Annotated in this window: 17 protein-coding genes; 9 read left to right on the forward strand and 8 right to left on the reverse strand. The window is 60.9% G+C overall.

The window, feature by feature from the left end; translation table 11 throughout:
• Positions 1 to 51: 51 nt before the first annotated feature.
• From ASE60_RS09580 to ric, 3 genes are all read right to left on the reverse strand, one after another.
• Positions 52 to 2373 (reverse strand): PBP1A family penicillin-binding protein, encoded by a 2322-nt coding sequence (locus tag ASE60_RS09580; RefSeq protein WP_057249598.1) that lies wholly within the window; start codon positions 2371 to 2373, stop codon positions 52 to 54.
• A 158-nt stretch (positions 2374 to 2531) separates the two neighbouring features.
• On the reverse strand, positions 2532 to 3722 hold the full coding sequence (locus ASE60_RS09585; RefSeq protein WP_057249599.1) for an NnrS family protein: 1191 nt from the start codon (positions 3720 to 3722) through the stop codon (positions 2532 to 2534).
• Positions 3722 to 4393, reverse strand: coding sequence for an iron-sulfur cluster repair di-iron protein (ric, locus tag ASE60_RS09590; protein ID WP_057249601.1), 672 nt, complete (start codon positions 4391 to 4393; stop codon positions 3722 to 3724). Before ric ends, ASE60_RS09585 begins: the two co-directional genes overlap by 1 nt.
• 500 nt (positions 4394 to 4893) lie before the next feature.
• Here ric and ASE60_RS09595 point away from each other — a divergent pair, with 500 nt between their 5' ends.
• Positions 4894 to 5193 (forward strand): hypothetical protein, encoded by a 300-nt coding sequence (locus ASE60_RS09595; RefSeq protein WP_156414616.1) that lies wholly within the window; start codon positions 4894 to 4896, stop codon positions 5191 to 5193.
• A gap of 69 nt (positions 5194 to 5262) precedes the next feature.
• On the opposite strand, the gene ASE60_RS09600 is transcribed toward ASE60_RS09595, so the two are convergent.
• Positions 5263 to 6384: an HPP family protein gene (locus ASE60_RS09600; RefSeq protein WP_057249604.1), complete on the reverse strand. Its 1122-nt coding sequence runs from the start codon at positions 6382 to 6384 to the stop codon at positions 5263 to 5265.
• Between the two features lie 38 nt (positions 6385 to 6422).
• On the reverse strand, positions 6423 to 7301 hold the full coding sequence (locus ASE60_RS09605) for a LysR family transcriptional regulator (RefSeq protein WP_057249606.1): 879 nt from the start codon (positions 7299 to 7301) through the stop codon (positions 6423 to 6425).
• A 117-nt stretch (positions 7302 to 7418) separates the two neighbouring features.
• On the opposite strand from ASE60_RS09605, the gene ASE60_RS09610 reads away from it, so the two are divergent.
• Entirely contained in the window at positions 7419 to 8132 is a 714-nt protein-coding gene (locus ASE60_RS09610) for a 5-formyltetrahydrofolate cyclo-ligase (RefSeq protein ID WP_057249608.1), read from the forward strand.
• On the opposite strand, the gene ASE60_RS09615 is transcribed toward ASE60_RS09610, so the two are convergent.
• On the reverse strand, positions 8093 to 8422 hold the full coding sequence (locus ASE60_RS09615) for a hypothetical protein (RefSeq protein ID WP_057249610.1): 330 nt from the start codon (positions 8420 to 8422) through the stop codon (positions 8093 to 8095). The two genes, ASE60_RS09610 and ASE60_RS09615, sit on opposite strands and share 40 nt — an antisense overlap.
• A 336-nt stretch (positions 8423 to 8758) precedes the next feature.
• Here ASE60_RS09615 and ASE60_RS09620 point away from each other — a divergent pair, with 336 nt between their 5' ends.
• Together ASE60_RS09620 and ASE60_RS09625 are read left to right on the forward strand one after the other, a co-directional pair.
• On the forward strand, positions 8759 to 8968 hold the full coding sequence (locus ASE60_RS09620) for a dodecin (RefSeq protein ID WP_057249612.1): 210 nt from the start codon (positions 8759 to 8761) through the stop codon (positions 8966 to 8968).
• Positions 8969 to 9158: 190 nt separating this feature from the next.
• Positions 9159 to 9779: a pentapeptide repeat-containing protein gene (locus tag ASE60_RS09625; protein WP_057249718.1), complete on the forward strand. Its 621-nt coding sequence runs from the start codon at positions 9159 to 9161 to the stop codon at positions 9777 to 9779.
• Between the two features lie 198 nt (positions 9780 to 9977).
• Here the strand turns inward: ASE60_RS09625 and ASE60_RS09630 are convergent, their stop codons facing one another.
• Positions 9978 to 10184 carry a hypothetical protein gene (locus ASE60_RS09630; RefSeq protein ID WP_057249614.1) on the reverse strand — a complete coding sequence of 69 codons (207 nt, stop codon included), beginning with the start codon at positions 10182 to 10184 and terminating at the stop codon, positions 9978 to 9980.
• Between the two features lie 1119 nt (positions 10185 to 11303).
• Between ASE60_RS09630 and ASE60_RS09635 the strand changes: the two genes are divergently transcribed.
• From ASE60_RS09635 to ASE60_RS09655, 5 genes are all read left to right on the forward strand, one after another.
• On the forward strand, positions 11304 to 12065 hold the full coding sequence (locus ASE60_RS09635; protein WP_057249616.1) for a diguanylate cyclase: 762 nt from the start codon (positions 11304 to 11306) through the stop codon (positions 12063 to 12065).
• A gap of 447 nt (positions 12066 to 12512) precedes the next feature.
• On the forward strand, positions 12513 to 13874 hold the full coding sequence (locus ASE60_RS09640; RefSeq protein ID WP_082615788.1) for a TolC family outer membrane protein: 1362 nt from the start codon (positions 12513 to 12515) through the stop codon (positions 13872 to 13874).
• A gap of 33 nt (positions 13875 to 13907) precedes the next feature.
• Positions 13908 to 16085: a type I secretion system permease/ATPase gene (locus ASE60_RS09645; protein ID WP_057249620.1), complete on the forward strand. Its 2178-nt coding sequence runs from the start codon at positions 13908 to 13910 to the stop codon at positions 16083 to 16085.
• A gap of 60 nt (positions 16086 to 16145) precedes the next feature.
• The gene (locus ASE60_RS09650) at positions 16146 to 17426 is read left to right on the forward strand and encodes an HlyD family type I secretion periplasmic adaptor subunit (protein WP_057249622.1); all 1281 of its coding nucleotides are present in this window, start codon (positions 16146 to 16148) and stop codon (positions 17424 to 17426) included.
• Positions 17427 to 17429: 3 nt separating this feature from the next.
• A complete protein-coding gene (locus tag ASE60_RS09655) occupies positions 17430 to 18038 on the forward strand; it encodes a ribbon-helix-helix domain-containing protein (RefSeq protein ID WP_057249625.1) in 609 nt (202 codons plus the stop codon).
• An 85-nt stretch (positions 18039 to 18123) separates the two neighbouring features.
• On the opposite strand, the gene ASE60_RS09660 is transcribed toward ASE60_RS09655, so the two are convergent.
• Complete coding sequence (locus ASE60_RS09660; protein WP_244495581.1) at positions 18124 to 19050, reverse strand: transglutaminase-like cysteine peptidase; 927 nt, start codon at positions 19048 to 19050, stop codon at positions 18124 to 18126.
• Between the last annotated feature and the right edge of the window lie 407 nt (positions 19051 to 19457).

Below are 19457 nucleotides of genomic sequence, written 5' to 3' on the forward strand. Positions count from 1 at the left end.
CCAACGTCAAAGGCCGTGCTCCAGTCAGCTGGCATCGTGCCCAAGCAAGGCTCATTTTTCACAGAGTCGCCGTCCGCCATAATAGGGCTGATAGGTGCAGTCCGACGGCCTGAAGGAACGATAGCTGCGGGAGCAGGCCGTGATGTTGCAGGACTGCGGCGCGGCCGGGCTTTCGACAAGCGCTCCTGCCGCAGGCGCCGCCATCGCTTCCCGCATGAAGTCGCGCCAAATATGCGCTGGCAAGGCGCCACCCGTGACCCCCTTCATCGGCGTATCGTCGTCATTGCCAACCCATACGCCGGCGACGAGTGGCTCTGTGAAGCCGACGAACCAGGCATCGCGATTGTTTTGGCTGGTGCCGGTCTTGCCGGCCGCGAACGCGCCGGGAGCGGCCCCGCGTCCGGTTCCGCGCTCGACCACCAACTGCAAAAGGCCAACGAGATCCGGCTGGTACGCGGAGAGATCAATGGTCGGCGCGGCCTGTGAGCCGACACGGAACGCCTCCGGCTGCCCGGCCGCCTGAAAGTCGATGATGCCCCAGGGTTCTACGGGCGCCTTGCCGAGATGGACGGAGGCATAGGCGCTGGTGAGGTCAAGCAAGCTGACCTCGGAAGTGCCGAGGGCCAAGGACGGCGTATTGGCCAGCGGCGCGTTTATGCCGAGCTCGCGCGCTGCGGCGATCACATTGTCGAGCCCGACCTCCTGGGCAAGCGCCACCGTTGGCGCATTCAGCGAGCGGGCAAAGGCCTCGGCAAGCGTGACCCAGCCGCGATAGCGGCCACCGGAATTCTCGGGCGACCAGCCGTTAATGTCGATCGGCGCATCCAGGACCTGGTCGGACAGAGTGAACCCGGCCTTCAGGGCCGCATAGTAGACGAACAGCTTGAAGGTGGAACCCGGTTGCCGCATGGCGGTCACCGCGCGATTGAATTGGCTTTGCTTATAGTCGCGACCGCCGACCATCGCGACGACCGCTCCGTCGGGCGTCATCGCAACCAACGCGGCCTGGGATACCCCGGCCGCCTTTCCTTCCGTATCCAGCGCGTTTGCCAGAACCCTTTCGGCGATCCGTTGCAGCTGTGGGGACAGTGTCGTGCGTACCGTCGTCGAACCCGGCGATGCGCCGGCGATTTCGCTCGCCTGCGGCGAGATCCAGTCGGCGAACCAGCTTCCGGATCGCGGCGTCGGCGTCGTCGGATGGAGCGTGGCGAAGCTCGCCTTGACTTGTGCAGCCTCGGGTGCGGTGATCTTGCCATTGGCTACCATCGTGTCGAGGACGACCGATGTGCGTTGGCGCGCACCCTCAAAATTGTCGATCGGATTCCACTGGCTCGGCGCCCGCAACAATCCAGCCAGCATCGCCGATTCCGGCAGGTTGAGTGCGCCGATGTCCTTGTTGAAATAGATCCTCGCGGCTGCGGGCATGCCGGTCGCGCCGGCGCCGAGATAGGCGCTGTTGAGGTAACGCGTCAGAATTTCCTGCTTGCCGAGCTTCCACTCCAGCCACAGGGCGATCACGAACTCCTGGATCTTTCGTTTCATTGTTCGGTCGCTGTCGAGATATTGCAGCTTGATGAGCTGTTGGGTGATGGTGCTGCCGCCCTCGACCACCGAGCCCGCTTCGAAGTTCCGCACGAGTGCCCGTCCGATCCCTCTGACATCGATGCCGAAATGGTCCATGAACCGGCGGTCCTCGATTGACAGCACGGCATCGATCAGCTGCGGCGGGAATTGGTCGTACTGTGCGTAGGGTCCCTGATAAGGGCCTTGTCTGACCAGCGGTCCTCCGTCCGCCGTTTCCAGCACCACGACAGGCTTCAAAGTTCCGTCCCTAATCTCGCTCCAGGGAACATCCTTCAGCGCCCACACGAGTACAGTACCGGGAAGAAGGAGGCAGGCGAGGAGGGCCAAGCCGATGGCAACCTTCCACCAGCTTGGCCTGACGAAGGTGCGCGCGCGATCTTCGGAGGGCTTCTTACGCAGCGCACCCAGCCGGTTCCCGACCTTCGCCAGAGCAGCCACGAACCACCCACGGGGATCGTCGGCAGTTGATGCGGCTTCGTCTGCATTCGAAGGGCTGAATTTCGTTTTCAAGTACGAAGCCGCATGCTTGGTCTTCGCGCGGACCAAGATTGCACCCACCTTCAAGTCGTGGCCGAGCGCAACCAGCAGATGGCGAGCTGCCTGTCCGCTTTGGCCGAAGAGTGTCGGGGAGGGGGTGGCTTTCGTGGATTGATCCGGCCCGTCGGATGGGTTTGAAGCGCCCGTCTGGAGCACGACATGCTCGACAGTCGATTCCGAGCTTTCCGGGCGATCGGCACCCTTGCTGGTGGTGTTTGCAATCTGGGTTGAGGTCTTGGGAGGGCGTGGCATCGGCTACCGCTAAATGGATCTTCCGGAAGATAGCGCGACCTTGTGACCTGACAATGTTCATGATGCAATGTGCAATTGGCCGGCAGGCAGGTGTTTCCGGCAACAGAACTCGCTCTCGCGGCGGTGCACATGGCGGGTCCGAAAGGACCGCGCAAAGCCTATCGTTCGGGTTCGGTCAGCGGTGCTAGCGCCCTGTCAGCGCTCAGGACTGGTCTCGGAACAGGTCCTCTTAGCGCCGGTAGATAGGCAAGAAGGAACAGCCCCCATGCCAACATCCAGCATGCGGCCGCGGCGACGATGGGATTGAAATACGCGCTACCGATCCATTCGGCGAGAATGCGAATCATTGTGGCGAGGCAGGTAAGGGCGAAAGCACATGCCATCTTCCCGTTGAGCACGAGTATGCCTTCGTTGCGCGCCATCGCAGCACGCATCATGAGGGCCGCCATCATTGTTCCCATTGCCCCCATGGTCGCCGCATGCACGGCGGTCGCGGGTGACATCTGGTCTGGAAACATGGTGGCGAACCCAATGAGCAGGAGAGCCGCCGGCGTCCAGGAAAAAGCAAGATGCAGAATGAAGAGCGCCGGGTAGCGCCGGGTTCTCAGGCATTGCCAGCCGCTCATTCGTAACACGAGCGCCAAGCCGGACAGTACGAGGAAGATGCCCTCTGCATTCGATTGTTCGGAAGCGTTGAGCCAGGCGGCGGCAACTATGCCGCCGATCGCCAGGTAGGAAAGCCCGTGTTGGTCCCGAAGGAGACCTGCCTCACCAGTTCGTCCGAGCCAGGAGCGTGTGAAAGCGGGCACGGCACGCCCGCCGATCAGGGTGATCAGGGCGAGGAAGATCCGCGGCACTGCCTCTGCGACGAGATAGCTTGCCTCTCCGTCAAGCCACAGCGAGCTGAGCATGCCAATCAGCGCCATGGCGAACGGTGCCCAGAAGCGGCGTCCCGCTCTGCTCGATACACCCCCCCGGGCGAGAACGACCGCGAGAAAGACGAAGTAGGCTGACATCCCGACCGCTGCAGCAACGACCGAGAGGTGCGCCGAAAGAGCCGTCGTCAGGCGGGCCACGCACCAGAGAACGGTCGCGAGCACGGTGACATCACGCGAGACCGGGCCCTTCTTTGTCCAGGCAGGCAGGGCGGTCAACAGGTAGCCACCTGCCGCCGCACCGGCCATGCCGAAGAGAAGCTCATGGCTGTGCCAGGCGGCTTTGTCCGGTCCAATACCCTCGGGCAGAAGCCAGACCGCAGGCGCGACAAACGCCCATAGACCCGCCAGAAAGAACAGGGGTCGGTGCGGCGCCTGCCAGATCGATGTCCACGCCTTTGGCGCCGCGATCATCAAATCGTCTGGAGGCCGGCCTCGAAGCGCGGAAACAGCACGGCATTTTCGAGATGCATATGAGTGACGAGGTCGTCGGTGAGCTTACGCAACCCGGTATAAAGCGCAGCCCACGAACCGCAGGCGCCGTCCGGCAAGGAAAGCCCGTGGGTGACGTGCTCGATCGTTCGCAGATGCTCCACCTCGTCGTCGTGCTCGCGCCGCATCTGGGCGATCGGATAGGAAATCGTAGCGCCATCACCGCGCTGCATCATCGGGAACAGCACGAGCTCTTCCTTCATCATGTGGCTTTCGAGCTCGTCGCGCAGCGCCTCCAGGGCTTGGGAAAGCCCGACAGGCGCCGACGGATGGCCGCCGTGTACCCGTTCCACCTTCTGAGCAAGCGGAATCAACCATGCGAGCTCAGCACGGTGCGTTTGGTGGTACCTGTGGAGGAGGTGAGCGATGAGATCGGCGGTCTCCTCCGGGGCATCTCGACTTGCGGAACGCTTGAGCGTTTCCAGTTCTGTAAGCAATGCCGAAGGGGCGATACCGGCCTTGAGCGCAGCTTCCGACAACAACATCTTGCCGCCGCAACAGAAGCTGATGCCGTAACGGCGGAAGAGTTCCGCGGCCCCCGGCAATTCGGCTGCGATCGTTGCGACTGTGCTTTCGAGGCTGAGATCGATCATCATCTGTTCCTTGTTGGATGCTTGCAGACGGATTCCGAGCAGCGCTCGGACGCATCGAAGTCGTCTGGGGTTGAGGCAATGTGTATCGGCCCCTCCGGCGCCGGGGACTTCCGGGCTGCGGTGCGGCGCAGAGAGCATCCTTGGCTACGCGAGGTGAGGATCTTCGTCTTTGTGCCTGCGCAAACGCCAGAAACGCGCGTACGTCTCGTCGTTGACCTACCCGTTCCTCTTAGGTACGGGGCGTCGTCCGCCCAGGAATCGACTTCGACAGCGAGCCGTTTTTTGACCGGTAATATGTCCCGAGTCAGGTCAGCGTCACACGCATCCGCGAGGTCGACACGCCGATCCCAGCTTGTCCGTCGAGCACGGTGAAGCTGACGATGCTTAACGTAGAGTAAATGTCACGCTCGGGTCACGCGACAAGGAGACGATGTCGCGATAGGTTGCAGGGTCATTTCAAACCCTGCAATGCCGCTCATAGCGCTTTCGGTTCCTTCAGCATGGCCAGCGCCGAAGCGGCATCCCGTATGGAGTGGAATATCATGCGCCGCTATCTGTTCAATATCTATGCAGCAGGCGTCGTCAGCCGCGACGAAGTTGGCCGGAAATACCCATCAGATGGACCCGCAGTTGCCTATGGTCAAAGGATTGTCGATGAATTGACCAAGGACGACGACTATTGCGACGCAGTCATCGATGTGGTTACGGCGTCAGGGCGTCTGGTTGCGCGACTGATATCGAGCGAAACACCGCTCGTGCATCACGTGAGGCAACCGACGCGACAGATTTCGCTGCACTGAGCCTGCTGATCTCGCCAATCTGACGACGGGCATGGTGGATTGATCCGGGTGGACAACCGAAGGCAAATCCTATGCAGCCTGTTCGCGACCTGAGTTGTGATCGAATAACGTCCGCGCTGCTGCCGCCAGCAGATCCGTTTGTGAAATCAGTCCCAGCACATGATGGTCGTCATCCACGATGATGACCGCGTGAATTGTTCCGCTGGTGAGCGCCGGAAGCAAGCTCATCGCCCGGTCGTCCTGGCGCGCGACCACTGGCGTTGCAACGTTGCTGCCGACGGTGGCGCCGGGCTCGGTCAGCTCCCTCAGTCCGACTGTACCGACAAGTCGCTCGTTTCCATCCTTTACGGGTATGGTCCGGATATTGTGTTTGAGAAGCAACGAGCGCGCCGCCTCGCTGCTGTCGTCTTGATGGATGCAGATGACGTCCCTCGACATGATATCCCGGCACAGGATGTGGGGTGTCGCCCGAATTGCCGCCTGTAATTCCACCTGGCGCAGCACCCGATCAAGATCTTCCCGGCTGATGTCAAACGTTTCATCCAGCGCCTCGAGCGCGGCATCGACATCCGCGCCGGTAAAGCCGACCCGGCGATTGGCGGGCGGATCAATGGTCGCGTGCATATTTGCGGGCGGAGCGACGACGTGCGGGTAGTTGCGTCTCGCCAGCTTGTGAAACAGGATCCCGAGAGCCACCAGCAGGCACGAGTTGAGCGCGACGGGCACCAGCGGGAACAGGAGGCCCCAGCTCGCCACGACAGGGCCGCCAAGCACTGCCGTCAACGCAGCGGCGCCGCCGGGCGGATGCAGGCAGCGCGTAAAGGACATCGCCGCGATCGCGATCCCCACGGCAATACCAGTTGCGATCAGCGGATCCGGCACGAACATAGCTGACAGAACCCCCACGAAGGCGGAGATCGTGTTGCCGCCGACGATCGACCACGGCTGGGCAAGCGGGCTTGTGGGAACCGCAAACAGCAGAACCGCGGATGCGCCCATCGGCGCCACGATCAAGGGAAGGCTGGCACCGCCACCAAAGATACTGCCGCTGATCATACCGGTCAGGAGGATACCAACCAGCGCTCCGAGACACGCAATCAGGCGCTCCCTCAATGTCGCACCCGCCAGGATCGGCGCGAAGAAACGACGGCCCGGCGGTTGCGAGGGCGTCTGGTTGGGCGAATTGGTCATGCAGTCACCTGTAAATGGCAGCGCGTAGGTTGAATATTTCAGTGGGCGCCAGCGTCGGTATGCAATGCGCGGCGCAGGATTTCGATCGCAGGGGAGCTGGCCTCCCTACGATAGATGAGCAGTGTCTGAATTTCACGCAATGAATGGGTTCGAGCGTCGCCTGGCCAGTCCATCAGTTCGAATACGGATCGTGGCACTACACCGATCGCGTCACCGGCTGCAACGCTCGCCAGTATGGCGTGATAGGAGGAAACCTCCTTGGTCGCAATCGTCGGCGACGGACGTGCCCATTGTTCCGCGACACGGCGGTACGTGCATCCGGGTTCGAGCGCCGCCAACCAGCTCACACGCACGTCCAGGGCGGTTTTGATCGGCGGATGCGACGCGGGCAAGACGATCAATACGTCTTCGCGGTAGATCGGATCTCCATCGAGGTCCTCGAGCGGGTCGGGTCTCGGCATCGCGATATCGCTTGGCAAACGTGCGATCAGCGCACAGTCGATTTCTTCAGCGAGCACGGCTCGGGTCAGTTCCTCCGTCGAGCCCATTGTGAGCCTCAGCGCCAAATCCGGGTGCGTTCGGTTGATCGTCTGCAGAACCGTCGGCAGGCGGCTGGCAGCGGTACTCTCCATGCTGCCCAGCCGCAAGACGTCCGGCATCATCGTCGGCTTCAGCGCGTTGCGCGCCTCGTCACCGAGCGCCACCAGCCGTGTGGCGTAGGAGCGAAAAAGACGCCCCTCGCGCGTCAGCGTCATCTTCTTGCCGTCGCGGCTGAACAGGCCGACGCCCAATTCTTCCTCGAGTGCGCGAATACGGTTGGTGACGTTGGATGGCGCACGGCCAATCTCGGTGGCGGCGCGGGTCACGCTGGTGCGCTCGGCTACCAGCAGAAAAATCTCAAGGGTCGTGAAGTCCATTTTATCTACGAAAGGGAATGAAGCTGCTTTATTGTTCTCGAATGGGAAATGATAATCAAGGTGATCTCGTGAAACTGCGTTCGAAACATTCCCGGAAACGGAGAAAGGCCATCGACCATGTGCACGCCTGATGAGGACGATCTTCCGCCGCGCTTTTCATCACCGCCTTGCCTGATGCACGAGGTGGATCCGGCCTATATGGGCATGGAATCTCCAGAGGCGATCTCGATTGTGCAATGGCGGGAGCAAGAGAGAAAAAGGCTGATATCCGCGCGACAGGGCATTCCGATTGCAGAACGGACCGCACGGACAGACGCGATCGTTTCTGCGCTCGACCAACTTCTGTCCAACGTTCGAGGCGAAACGATTTCGCTGTATTGGCCGTTCCGTGGTGAACCGGATCTGCGCTCCTGGATGAACACGCTCATTGCCCGCGGCGCCGACTGCGCATTACCGGTGGTGCTCGCCAAGGCAAAACCTCTCGGCTTTCGATCCTGGCGCGCTGGCGAGGCGCTCGAGAGGGGTGTTTGGGGGATCCCAATTCCGACCGAGGGGCGGGATGTTCAGCCGACCATCGTCATCGCCCCGGTCGTCGGTTTCGACGAGAGCGGTTATCGCTTGGGTTATGGTGGGGGCTATTACGATCGTACACTCGCCGTGCTTCAACCGAAGCCATTCGTGATCGGCGTTGGGTTCGAACAGCAGAGAATGGAGAGCATCAGGCCACAATGGCACGACATCGCGATGGATGCGATCGTGACCGAAGGGCGAACGCTTTCATGCACCGTCGGTCAAGGGCGCAAGGGTGCGAGTTCCGCGAACTGCAGATAGAAGCCGAGCGACAGGATGGTGACCGCGAGCGCAACGGTACGTGAGGCGAACCGCGCCGCCAGCCATGAGAGCGCTATGCCGGCGACGACTGCCATTACCCCCAGTGATGGCCCCTGATGACTGAACGCCAATCCCAAAGCGGTCAATCCAGCTGACATCGCGAGCGTTGTTCGCACCGCATCGCCGCGCGATTGCTGGCCGCGGCCATTGCGCACGAAACTCAACTCCGTCAGGCTGAAGGCCATTGAAACGCTCAGCAGCAGCGACAGCAGCAACCCACTCCACATCATCCGACAATCCCTTGGTTGGATGTTTCAGACAGAGTGAAGCAAGAGTTGGGCCACCTGAAACGGTGTTGCATTTGCACGACCGCGCGTCCGATTTGCGGGAAAAACCGGCCAGTGCCAGGCAAACTGCACGTTCCTTGTGCAAATCACGCGGTCGCTGAGGCATGGGCATGATCCGCTTTGAGGTCACGCTCGCTTTCCAGGACGACGGGTAGTCGAAGCAAGCCGTGGCGATGCCCGCAACTCGCGCGCGTCGCTTTCGATGCGTGGGGCAGGTGCTGTTTTCGTGATTTGCCTGTAGGCTTGTTGATCGCTTCTAGAGGCAACCGGGAGGGTGTCATGAGTGACCATGTCTACAAGAAGGTAGAACTTGTCGGCAGTTCGAAGTCTTCCGTTACGGAGGCGATCGAAACGGCGATCGCGCGGGCGTCGAAAACCATGAGAAATCTCGAGTGGTTCGAGGTCGATCAGATCCGGGGCCACATCAAGGACGGCGAAGTGGCGCACTATCAGGTGGTCATGAAGGTCGGTTTCCGGATCGACGACTGACGCGCGGCCGGGCGGGTCTTCGGCAGTTGCCGGTTACTAGAATCTGTCGACTCTGCTAGTCAGGTTGAACAGTCTGTCGACCCTCGCGTGAAGCGAGGTCGCTGCCGGTGTCCTCAATTGTTGCCCGGTCGAACAGGATGACCGAACGGCAGGCGTTCGCCGTCTAACAGAGCTCAATGGATGGATGACGATGGCTGAACGACGACATGGCGAAGCGCCGCCGAAGATAGATATCACGATTGCCGGTGCGGACTGGTATGGCCGGCAGATCGATCGCGAGCGTCATCAGAACACTCTGTTCGTCGATCTCGACCTGACCGAGGCGCAGACCGTTGGTGTCGTCTTCCACGAATGCACCTTCCGGCGGGCGCGCTTCAATGCCTCGTCGCATCAGGCGGGTGCCTTCGTGAATTGCACTTTCGTGTCCTGCAAATTCTTCGACAGCCGGTTCACAGAGTGCAAGTTCGTCGGCAGCATGTTCGATACATGCGACTTCGACCAGATGCAGGTCTCAGGCGGCGACTGGTCCTTCGTCAGCTTGCCCGGCGCCGGTCTCGGCCGCGCATCCTTCAAGGAAACCCGCTTGCGGGAGGCAGACCTTACCGGTGCCTCCTGCAAGGGTGGCTCGCTGAGAGACGTCGATCTCTCCGGCGCGTGGCTGCACGGCATCGATTTCACAGCCTGTGATCTCAGGGGCAGCGACCTCAGTGCGATCGAACCGGAAAACGTGCACCTCAAGGACGCGATCATCACGATCGACCAAACCATCACAATCGCCGAGGCATTAGGCCTCGACGTGCGGCAGAAGTGAACCCTCCTCAAGAACTTGGATGCGTTGATGAAGGACAGGCGCGCGCCATTGCGTTCTGGCTGGTGACAGGCGAACGGCGAGCCCTCCGGACCGCGAACCACAAGCCAGATGTGCGGCTGATCGCTACCCGCCACCCTCCATTTGGATATCCGGCGCTCGCCCCTATCGCGAGACCGGTGTGCGTCCCGACGGCTCAGGTCACTCCGCGGTCAGACCGTCAAAGACTTCGAGCATGGCATCGCTGATGGCTTTGCCGAGCGCGGCGGCAGTTTCCCCCAGCGTATCCTCATTCATGTCGCGAGCGGCCATAGCAAAGGCGGCGCCCTCGGCCGTGACGATTTCCTGGGCGCGCTGGATTGCCCAAAGTGCGAAGTCGCTGCGGCCGCTGATCTCGACGGTTTCCATGATTTCTCCTGATTGGTTTGAGCGAGTGGCTTATAGCCGATTTAGCAAATATTGGAGCCGCGCGCTGGGGCGCGTTCGAAAGATCCACATGCGTCTCGACTTGATCTGATCGTTTCGGATGAGAAAGGGCCCCGGACAGTCGGCACTCCATCGTCTCAAGGACGGCGAGCGGGCGCTCGCGCGCAGTTGTGCAACAGGTAAAATACGACGCTGAGGTCAGCGCCGCCTAGCCCGAATTGAGTAGTTCGCCACCCCTTTGATTCGTTGCCTTTAATGGCCGTCGCTGTCACCTTGATAGCTCGTGAATGGCCACCGGACGGGCTGTATGCTCGCCGGATTCATTGCCGGTCACTCACGGCATTGTTTGTAGAGACATTTTAGGCCTGTCGTGAATTACGGGACGGAGGAGGAGCCGCCCCGTCTCACGCCATGTCTCATGTCCGCCAGCTTCGGTCAACGTAGCCGTGCACTTCCGCGCTGCGTGGGCTACTTTCCGATTGTCTGTGGGATGTAGACGACAGCCCGATCACCACCGTCCGAAAATGCGCCGCCGACGGCGAGATAGGCGGTTATGGTGAGGGCTGAAAGGAGCATGATTCCGACCGGCAGTCCGGTTGATGCCCTTTGTTCTGGCCAACGCTCCCTGTCGTACATCATCGGTTCCTTTCGTGGCGCTTCAGCATCGGGCAAGGGCGCCCGGCGGAATAGGAACGCCGAAAGACGGGGAGGGTTCCCGACCTTGCCGCAGTTGAACGGACGCATGGGCCCTATCAAGCGCCGAAGACAAGGCGCTCTTCGTCGGTTGTCGGCGGTGCACTCGCGTACTGAGAACAAAGCGATCGACGACAGCCGGCGACCGCTTGGGAAGCGTTGCTGTGCGTGAGCCCGGTCGGTAAGGTGACATCCGGCATCGAATCGCTTCTTTTCGTCGGTGGCGGTTGACGGCGCGTTCAAGCCCGCGGGAGGGACCGGCAAGCTGCTTTCGGCGAACCGGATATCCCGTTTTGGAGCATTTTTCTTGGAAAGCCCGCATACTGCATAAAGTTGTAGGTACCCTGGAAATGGAATATCCATAAACTGGCGCTAGACCGATTGTCATTGGTGAATCGGGAGCGGTGGATGCGAAGAGAAGTACAGTTCAACGGGCAGAGGGACTGGCGAATCGCGCGATATGTCATCGGTGGCATTATTGGTTTCGCCGTACTCGCCCAGGTTTTGGTCTATCTCAGCCTGGTGGCTCTCGTCGATCGGCCCTATGCGGCCGCCGTGGTTGGCGCCGCGTTGATCTCCCTGTTGATGGGCGTGCCGCTGATCGTTCTCGCGGCGACGCAGTTTCGCCGGGCCCAGCGCCTTCGCAACCAGATCAACCATGTCGTCGCCCACGATGCCACGACGGGCTGCGTAACCGGCCGCGGGCTGGTCCAGCAGGTCAATGGCCTCGAGCGTCGCCGGCAACGCGCCGGCGAAGAGCTTCACGGAGCACTCATTCATCTCAGGATCAACAACCTCGACGATGTTGGTGCCGCTTTCGGTCCGGCCTGGAGCGAAGAACTGCTCCAGTTCGTCGCCTCCACGATCAGCACCTCGGTGCGGCGCGATGACATCGTCGCTCGAACCGGCCCGGCAAGCTTCGACGTTCTTTTGGTCGGCGCGAGCGAATCGGATGCCGAGCAGGTTTCCGTCCGCCTGACGAAGGCATTGGCTTCGGCACACTTCTCGGCAGACGGCAGCAAGGTCGATCTGGCACTCAGCGTCGGCGGCGCATTGTTCGACGGCAGCGTAGATCTCGAAAGGTTGCGCCGTGCGGCGGCATCCGAAACGGTGTTGGTGGCCAGCGAGGGAACGCAAACCGTCGATTTCGTCCGGCTGCCTTCAGCGTGATTTACTGGTGCCAGCGCCAGTGCCAGGAAAACAGGTAACCTCCGCTCGCGGCGGCTGAGGCTATGGTAAGGAATTCGCGCTGCCGTTGCGTTGACGGCGACGTTGCAGTGGGTCGAAGCGCCTTGCTACTTTGGGCAGCCGCGGCTGATTTATTTTATTTCAATAGGTTAACGGTTACTCTTCTCGCCACACGAATGTTCCATTTTTGCAACATAGCCGTGCGAAAGCTTGGGGCGCCATAGAACCACCCCAAAATTGGTGGCCGCGTTATATTACCTCTGTATTATCTATCGGTAAATTTCGGCAGTTGTAACGCACGCTCGGATTCGCCAGCATGACGTACGGATTGCGAGGGGGATAATATTGAAAGTGGGGAAAACTTTTAAGGGCGGACTTTTTTCCATTCTGCTCGCGTCAACCGTATTTGCAGGTGGCGCGGCCGAAGCGATGACGCTGAGGGAAGCGCTTCAGATCGCGATGGAATCGAACCCGGAAATCGGGCAGTCGATCGAGAACCGCGAGGCAATCGAGTTCGAACTGCGGCAGGCGCGCGGTCTCTATCTGCCGAGCGTCGACATGGAAGCTTCGACGGGCGTTCAACATCTTGAGGACGAAGCCCGTCGCCTTGGTTCCATTGAGAACGATCCGCTCTATCCTTCCGACGTCGGGCTGACCATTACGCAGAAGCTCTTCGATGGCGGTGGTCGTCGCGCCGAACTGGAGCGTCAGGCGGCGCGCGTCGACAGCGCCTCCTTCCGGGTCCTCGAACGGTCCGAGACGATCGGTCTGCAGATCGTCCGCGAATATTTCGAATATATTCTCCAGCAGCAGATCGTTGCGGAAGCGCGCAAGAACGTCGGCGTGCACCAGTCGATCCTGTCGGATATCAGCTCGCTGATTTCAGGTGGCGCCCTTACCGATGCGGATCGCCAGCAGGCGAGTGAACGCCTGTTGTCGGCCAAGGCCCGTCTGCAGGAAGCAGAGGAATCGCTCGAAACCGTCAAGATCAGCTTCAACCGCCTGGTTGGCCAGCCGCTCACGAAGCCGTCCATGCCGAAGTCGGTGGCCGGCGTTCTGCCGAAGACGCTCGAGACGGCAATCGGTATCGCCCGCGGCAGCAATCCGCGCATCAAGGCCGCCGATTCCGACATCAGCGCTGCGGATTCGCAGGTCAAAGCGGCACGCTCGAACATGCTTCCGGAAGTCTTCGCCGAAGGGCGTGTGCGCACCGGCAACGATATCGACGGCGCGACCGGCAACAGCTGGGATGCCCAGGCGCGGATCGTGGCGAAGTGGAACCTCTATCGTGGCGGCATTGATATCGCCAACGAGCAGGAGCAGATGCGCCGCGCAAGCGAACAGCGGCTGGTCTTCCACCAGGCACATCGCGAGGTCGAGGAAGCCGTTCGCATTTCCTGGGAACGCCGCAACAGCCAGTACGAGATCTCCCGCACGCTGAACGCGCAGGCTCAGATGAACGTACAGCTCGTCGAGTCCTATCGCGAACAGCTCAAGGTCGGGCAGCGTTCGTTGCTTGACGTGCTCGGCGCGCAGAATTCGCGTTTCAATGTCAGCGTTCTCGCGAAAACCTCGCAGTACGCCGCTCTGTTTGCCGAGTACCGCTTGCTTGCGGCTACCGGCCAGCTCCTTTCTACGATGCAGATCAAGGCGCCGGCCCAGGCCGAAGCCTATGCCCGCAACGAGTTCAATGTTCCGGATACGCCGCCCACGGAAACCTATCGCCGTGTTCCTTCGCGCCAGACGAACGACTTGCCGCTCGATTTGTTGGCGCCGATCCGGCAGAAATGATAGTCCTCGTCAAGGTGGACACAATCGGTGGTAGTGCAAAGCATTGACAGGCATGTGCAGATCGGCCCGTCTTTGACTGGCTTTTCCGAGGCGTTCAAGGAGATCTGTATCTTCTTGAACCGCCCCTCGTCCGACAGCGTGCTTTATTCCGACGTTCCTTTTGACGCGCGGTTGCCGAGCGCCGAGGACGTCTCACGTATTGCGGAGCGGGTCGGCCTGGAAACGGAAATCGTTTCCGGGCGCGCGATCAGCAATCGTGATTTCGTGTACCCGCTGCTGCTCGTCTTTCGTGACGGCAGCGCCATGGCGCTTTTGGAAGAGGCGCCTGACGGCACGTTGAACCTTTCGAACAGAGCAGTTGCCCCCGGCGAAGCGGCGGTGAAACTGTCTGAGTTGCAGCTCGGCGGTCTCGCCTATGCCTTGTCCTTCTCAGCCACCTATCTCAATACGGCGTCCGGCCGCGGCGTCGGTGAGGCCCGTAACATCGACCGCCGGCATTGGCTGACGGCCACGGTCAAGCCATTCTGGCAAGCCTATGTGCAGGTGGCGATCGCGGCCTTTTTCATCAACGTGCTGGCGCTGGCCGCACCGCTCTTTACGATGAACGTCTATGACCGGATTCTGCCGAACAAGGCGATGGCGACACTTTGGGTGCTGGCGCTCGGCATCAGCACCGCCATTCTGTTCGACTTCCTGCTCAAGACGGTTCGTGCCGCGCTGATCGACTTTGCCGGACGGAAGGCTGACCTGAAGCTCTCCTACATGCTGTTCGAGAAGATACTGCATGCGACGATGGCATCGCGGCCACCTTCGACAGGCGAATACGCCAACCGAGCGATGCAGTATGAATTCGTTCGCGAGTTCTTCACCTCGAATACGCTCAGCACCCTCATCGACAGCCTTTTCGTCTTTGTTTTCATCGCAGCGGTCTACGCGGTCGCAGGCTGGATCGCGCTCATCCCGGCGGTCGCGTTCCTCTTGAGCGTGTTGATCGGCTATGTCGCGCAGTACAAGATCGGCAACCGCGTCGCCGCCGCCTCGAACGAATCGGCCCAGCGCCAGGCGCTATTGGTAGAGACGATCAGCGCCATCGAGACGGTGAAGACGCTGCATTCGGAAAAGCAGCTTTTGCGCCGCTGGAACGAACTGGCCAAGCACTCTTCGAACACGGCCGAGCAAATCAAGGAGATCTCCTCCTGGGCCTCGCACGCGACGCAATTCGTGCAGCAATTGGTGACGGTCTGCATTGTCGTCGCCGGCGCTTACGAATTCACTGAAGGCAACATCTCCTCGGGCGCGATCATTGCGGCCAGCATGCTTTCCGGCCGCGCCGTCGCGCCGCTGGGGCAGATTGCGATGACGCTGGCACGGCTGCGTCAGGCGATTTTGTCGCTGCGCATCCTGAATGCGGTGATGGAGCAGCCGGAGGATCGGCCGGACACGATCGGTTTCGTCAACCGCGAGATCCGCAACGGCAGCATCACTTTCACCAATCTCGATTTCGCCTATCCGGGGACCGACTACAAAGTGGTCAGCGGCATGAACGTTACGATCAAGGCGGGCGAGCGTGTTGGCATCATTGGCCGTATCGGTTCGGGAAAGACCACGCTCGGCCGGCTTCTCGCAGGTCTCTACGCGCCCAGCGCCGGCCGTATTCTGCTCGATGGCGTCGATATCCGGCAGTTGCATCCCTCCGTCGTCCGCTCGGCCGTCTCCTTCGTGTCGCAGAATTCCGACCTGTTTTCCGGCACCATCAAGGAAAACCTGCTGATGGCGAACCCGACAGCCAGCGATGAAGAGGTGGTCGCGGCAGCGCGGCTTGCCGGCGTCGACGACTTCGTCTCCCATCATCCGCGTGGCTATGACATGCCGGTCGGTGAGCGCGGTTCCCAGCTTTCGGGCGGGCAGCGCCAGGCGGTCGCCATTGCCCGGCTGTTGTTGCGCAAGCCGAAGGTGGTGTTCCTGGACGAGCCTTCCGGGGCAATGGATCTCGCCAGCGAGCGTGAGCTGATCAATAAGCTCTCCAATGTGTTCAGCAGCGATGTCACCCTTTTGATCTCCACGCACCGTCACAGCATGCTGAGCCTCGTCGATCGCCTGCTTGTTCTCGACCGCGGGCGCCTCGTCGCCGATGGCCCGAAGGCCGCGGTCATCGAACAGTTGCAACGACGCTCCGGTCCTGCCGGACCGGCCGAGGGGGCGGCGCTATGATCCACGCTCTCGACATGACGACGAAGCAATGCCTGTCCGCAAGCGGCGGGAGGGGACAGCATGACTGAGAAACCGCCGCTCGCCGCTCGCGCCGGACTGCTTGTCATTGGCCTGCTGATCAGTTGTTTCGTCGCCTGGGCGGCGATTGCCGAAGTGGACGAAATCGCACGTGGTGAAGGCAAGGTCATTCCCGTCTCGAAGACGCAGATCATCCAGTCGAGCGAGCCCGGCATCGTGCGCGAGATCGCCGTGCAGCTCGGGCAGGTCGTCCGTCGCGGCGATCTGATCCTGCGGCTCGACGATACGGCCAGCGGCTCCTCGCTTGGCGAGCTCGAAGCAAAGGCGCGGTCGCTACGCGCGCAGATAGCGCGGCTGGAACTCGAAGAGAGTGGGGCCTACGACGCCAAGTACAATTGCCCCGAGAATATCGCCAAGGTCGCACCGGCTATCTGCGCCAACGAGGAGCAACTGCTCCAGGCGAAGGCTGGAAACTTCAATAACAAGCTGTCGGTCATGCAGGCGCGCGAGGGCCAGCGTCAGAAGGAACTGGCGGAGGCGCAAGCCAACATCACCCGGCTGACCGAGAGCCTGCAGGTCACGGAACGGGAACAGGGACTTATCGAGCCGATGGCCAAACGCAAGCTCATCGCTCAAACGGAGCTGCTGCGGGTCGAAAAGGAATTGACCGACACCCGGGGACAGCTCGCCCTCTGGAAGCAATCGGTCGGCAAGCTGGAGGCGGCGCTCGAGGAGGCGTCGCTGCAGGTCACCGAACTCTCCCTGCAACTGAAGCAGGAGGCCCTGGCCGAAAAAACGGAGGCCCTCTCGCAGCTTTCCGTGATCGACGAAACGATCCGCGGGGCGACCAGCCGGGTCGCCAACACCGACATCCGTTCCCCGGTCGACGGCATCATCAATACGTTGGATGTCAACACGGTCGGTGCCTATGTGACGCCGGGCGCAGTGATCGGCGGCGTCGTGCCGACGTCGGAGACGCTGCTCGTCGAGGCGCGGCTTTCGCCGCGCGACGTCGCCTTCGTGCGTCCGGGCCAACCGGCCTTGATCAAGGTCTCCGCCTATGACTTCTCGATTTATGGCGGCCTCGGCGGCATCGTCGAAACCGTCAGCGCCGACAGTCTCGTCGACCAGAACAATGGCGAGACCTATTATCTCGTGCGCGTTAAAACCGACACGGCTGCGCTGGTGAAGGACGGGCGGGAATACGCCATCATGCCGGGCATGATCGCTTCGGTCGATATCATGACGGGCAAGAAGACGATCCTTGCCTATCTGATGAAGCCGATCAACAAGGCGCGTGAGGAAGCCCTGCGGGAGCGCTGATGAATGAACGAAACGCAGCCTCCACCGTCCGATGAGGACCTGAGCGCGCTGCGGTTCCGCGTCGTCACCGTTGGCGGTCAGCGCCGCGGGATCAAGCTCGAGGAAATCTATTGGCAGTGTCTTGGCGAGCTTGCCGCGCGGCAGGGACGAAGACTTGCGGATATCGTTGCAGCTTGTGAACGAGAGCTTGAAGGCGAGGGGAATTTGACGGCGCGACTGCGCTATGTCGCCACGCGCTACATGCGCGACCAGCTTATCGGTGCGAGGCAACGCAGCAATCTGGCGATCGTCGCCGGTCAGGTGCGCGCCAGCCCAACGCCTGCCTTTGCCCTCACGGGAAACAAGAACATCGTCGCCTTCAACCCCGCGTTCCTCTCCTTCGTCCAGTCGCGGGTGCTGCGGTCGCAGCAACCGCAGCCGGCGCGCGGCTTGAGGCTCGCATTCGATGTTCAGTTCGTCGATCTTGTCCGTCGTTTGAAGGCAGCTCCAGGCGAGCCGCAGCCCGCGGGCTTCACCATCGGCGTGCAGGGGCAGGTGACGCGCGGCAAACTCAACGCCGCACTGGCCCCGCTGGCCGACCAGGATGTAATCATCGGCTTCATCCTGGCCTGAGCGCTCGGAAGTGCTGCCTGCCGCGATGACGGCTGGGCGGCATTCATAGCCTGCTTAGGGAAGGCATCGACGTTGGAGCCGACATTCAGCGAACCGCAATGCCCTCGCCGGGCATGACATCCGCGAGAGGTGCGGCAGACGCAACCTTATCACCGGTCGTTTTAATGCCATGGATCCAGGAGCGATCGGCGCTGACCGAAAAGAGCGCCTGATAGCTCGGAAGCGCGCGGTCAAGCTTCACCTCGTCACTCAGGTTGTCGAGAATGAAGTGGCCCTGGCTCGTCGTGATTGCGAGCACCGCGTGATAGAGGTTGCGCCGGACATCGCGAAGTACAACGATCGACATGGCCTCTGACGGCAGACCGGCCGCCTTCAAGGCAGCCATCTTCAGGATGGCATAGTCTTCGCAGTCACCCTTGCCGCGGGCAAGAATTTCATCCGGCTTTGCCCAGTAGTCCTTGGAGCCGTAGTTCTCCGCGTCCGGCTGGTAGCGCACGATCCGGTTCACCGTGCGGTTGATGCCGCTGATTTTCTGGCGGAATGCAAGACCGTTGGCGTTTTCGATCGCCTTGCCGAGAATGCCGCGGGCGGCACAACCACTCTCCTGTGCGCAGCCGTTGAAGTCCGCCGCCACGACTGCCGGATATACGGTCTTCCATTTGCGCGCCACTGGGATTGAAGAGACGCGGAAGGCGACCGAATGGAACACGGCGGAGGGTTCCGACTCTGCCGCTGCCTGGCCGCCGAGGCTCGGGCGCGCAGTCACCGCCACCTTCTGCACCTGCCGGCTCTTCAGAGCCTCGGAAGCCTGCTTCGACAAGGTGTTGATCGTCTCCGTGGCGACGGCTGCCAGGGGGCTTGCCATGCTCAGCAGCTGCTGGAAGAGACCAGCGTGGAGCATACCGGACTGGCCCGCCTGAACGGATGATGTCGCAGATAGCGACACCAGGCCGATCGCGAACACCGAAGTCTTCAGGTATTTTCCGCAGTGCATCCAGCTGTTCTTGTTCATTGCCGTGTCTCTCGGTTTCGTGAGGACACTGTACGAATGAAAAGAAAAATGCCGGTAAAGCGGTATGTATTATTTAGTGTGCTTCGGAACAATACGTTTTGTGTAAAATTTTATTCAAATTTTATACTTGTGTATTCTTTCGGATCAGGTCGCCAGCCCACCTTGTAGACACACCAATAACATCGTCATTGGCGGCATGTCGCGTGGATTGCAAACCGCGACCGTTTGTTTCGCAGTTCTTCTTGAGGTTCCCTAAGCGATAAGCCTGCACGTCGAACCAATGGAAGGGCTTAGGTGTCGCCGAGCACGATTTCGGGGCCACTCTTTCGAGTCGCCGTGCCCGCGCGGAAGATGGTTATGGACCAATGACCAGAAATACTAAATTTGTACTAAGCTCACCAATTTTG

The organism is Ensifer sp. Root278, from assembly GCF_001429285.1.
Lineage (GTDB): Bacteria > Pseudomonadota > Alphaproteobacteria > Rhizobiales > Rhizobiaceae > Ensifer.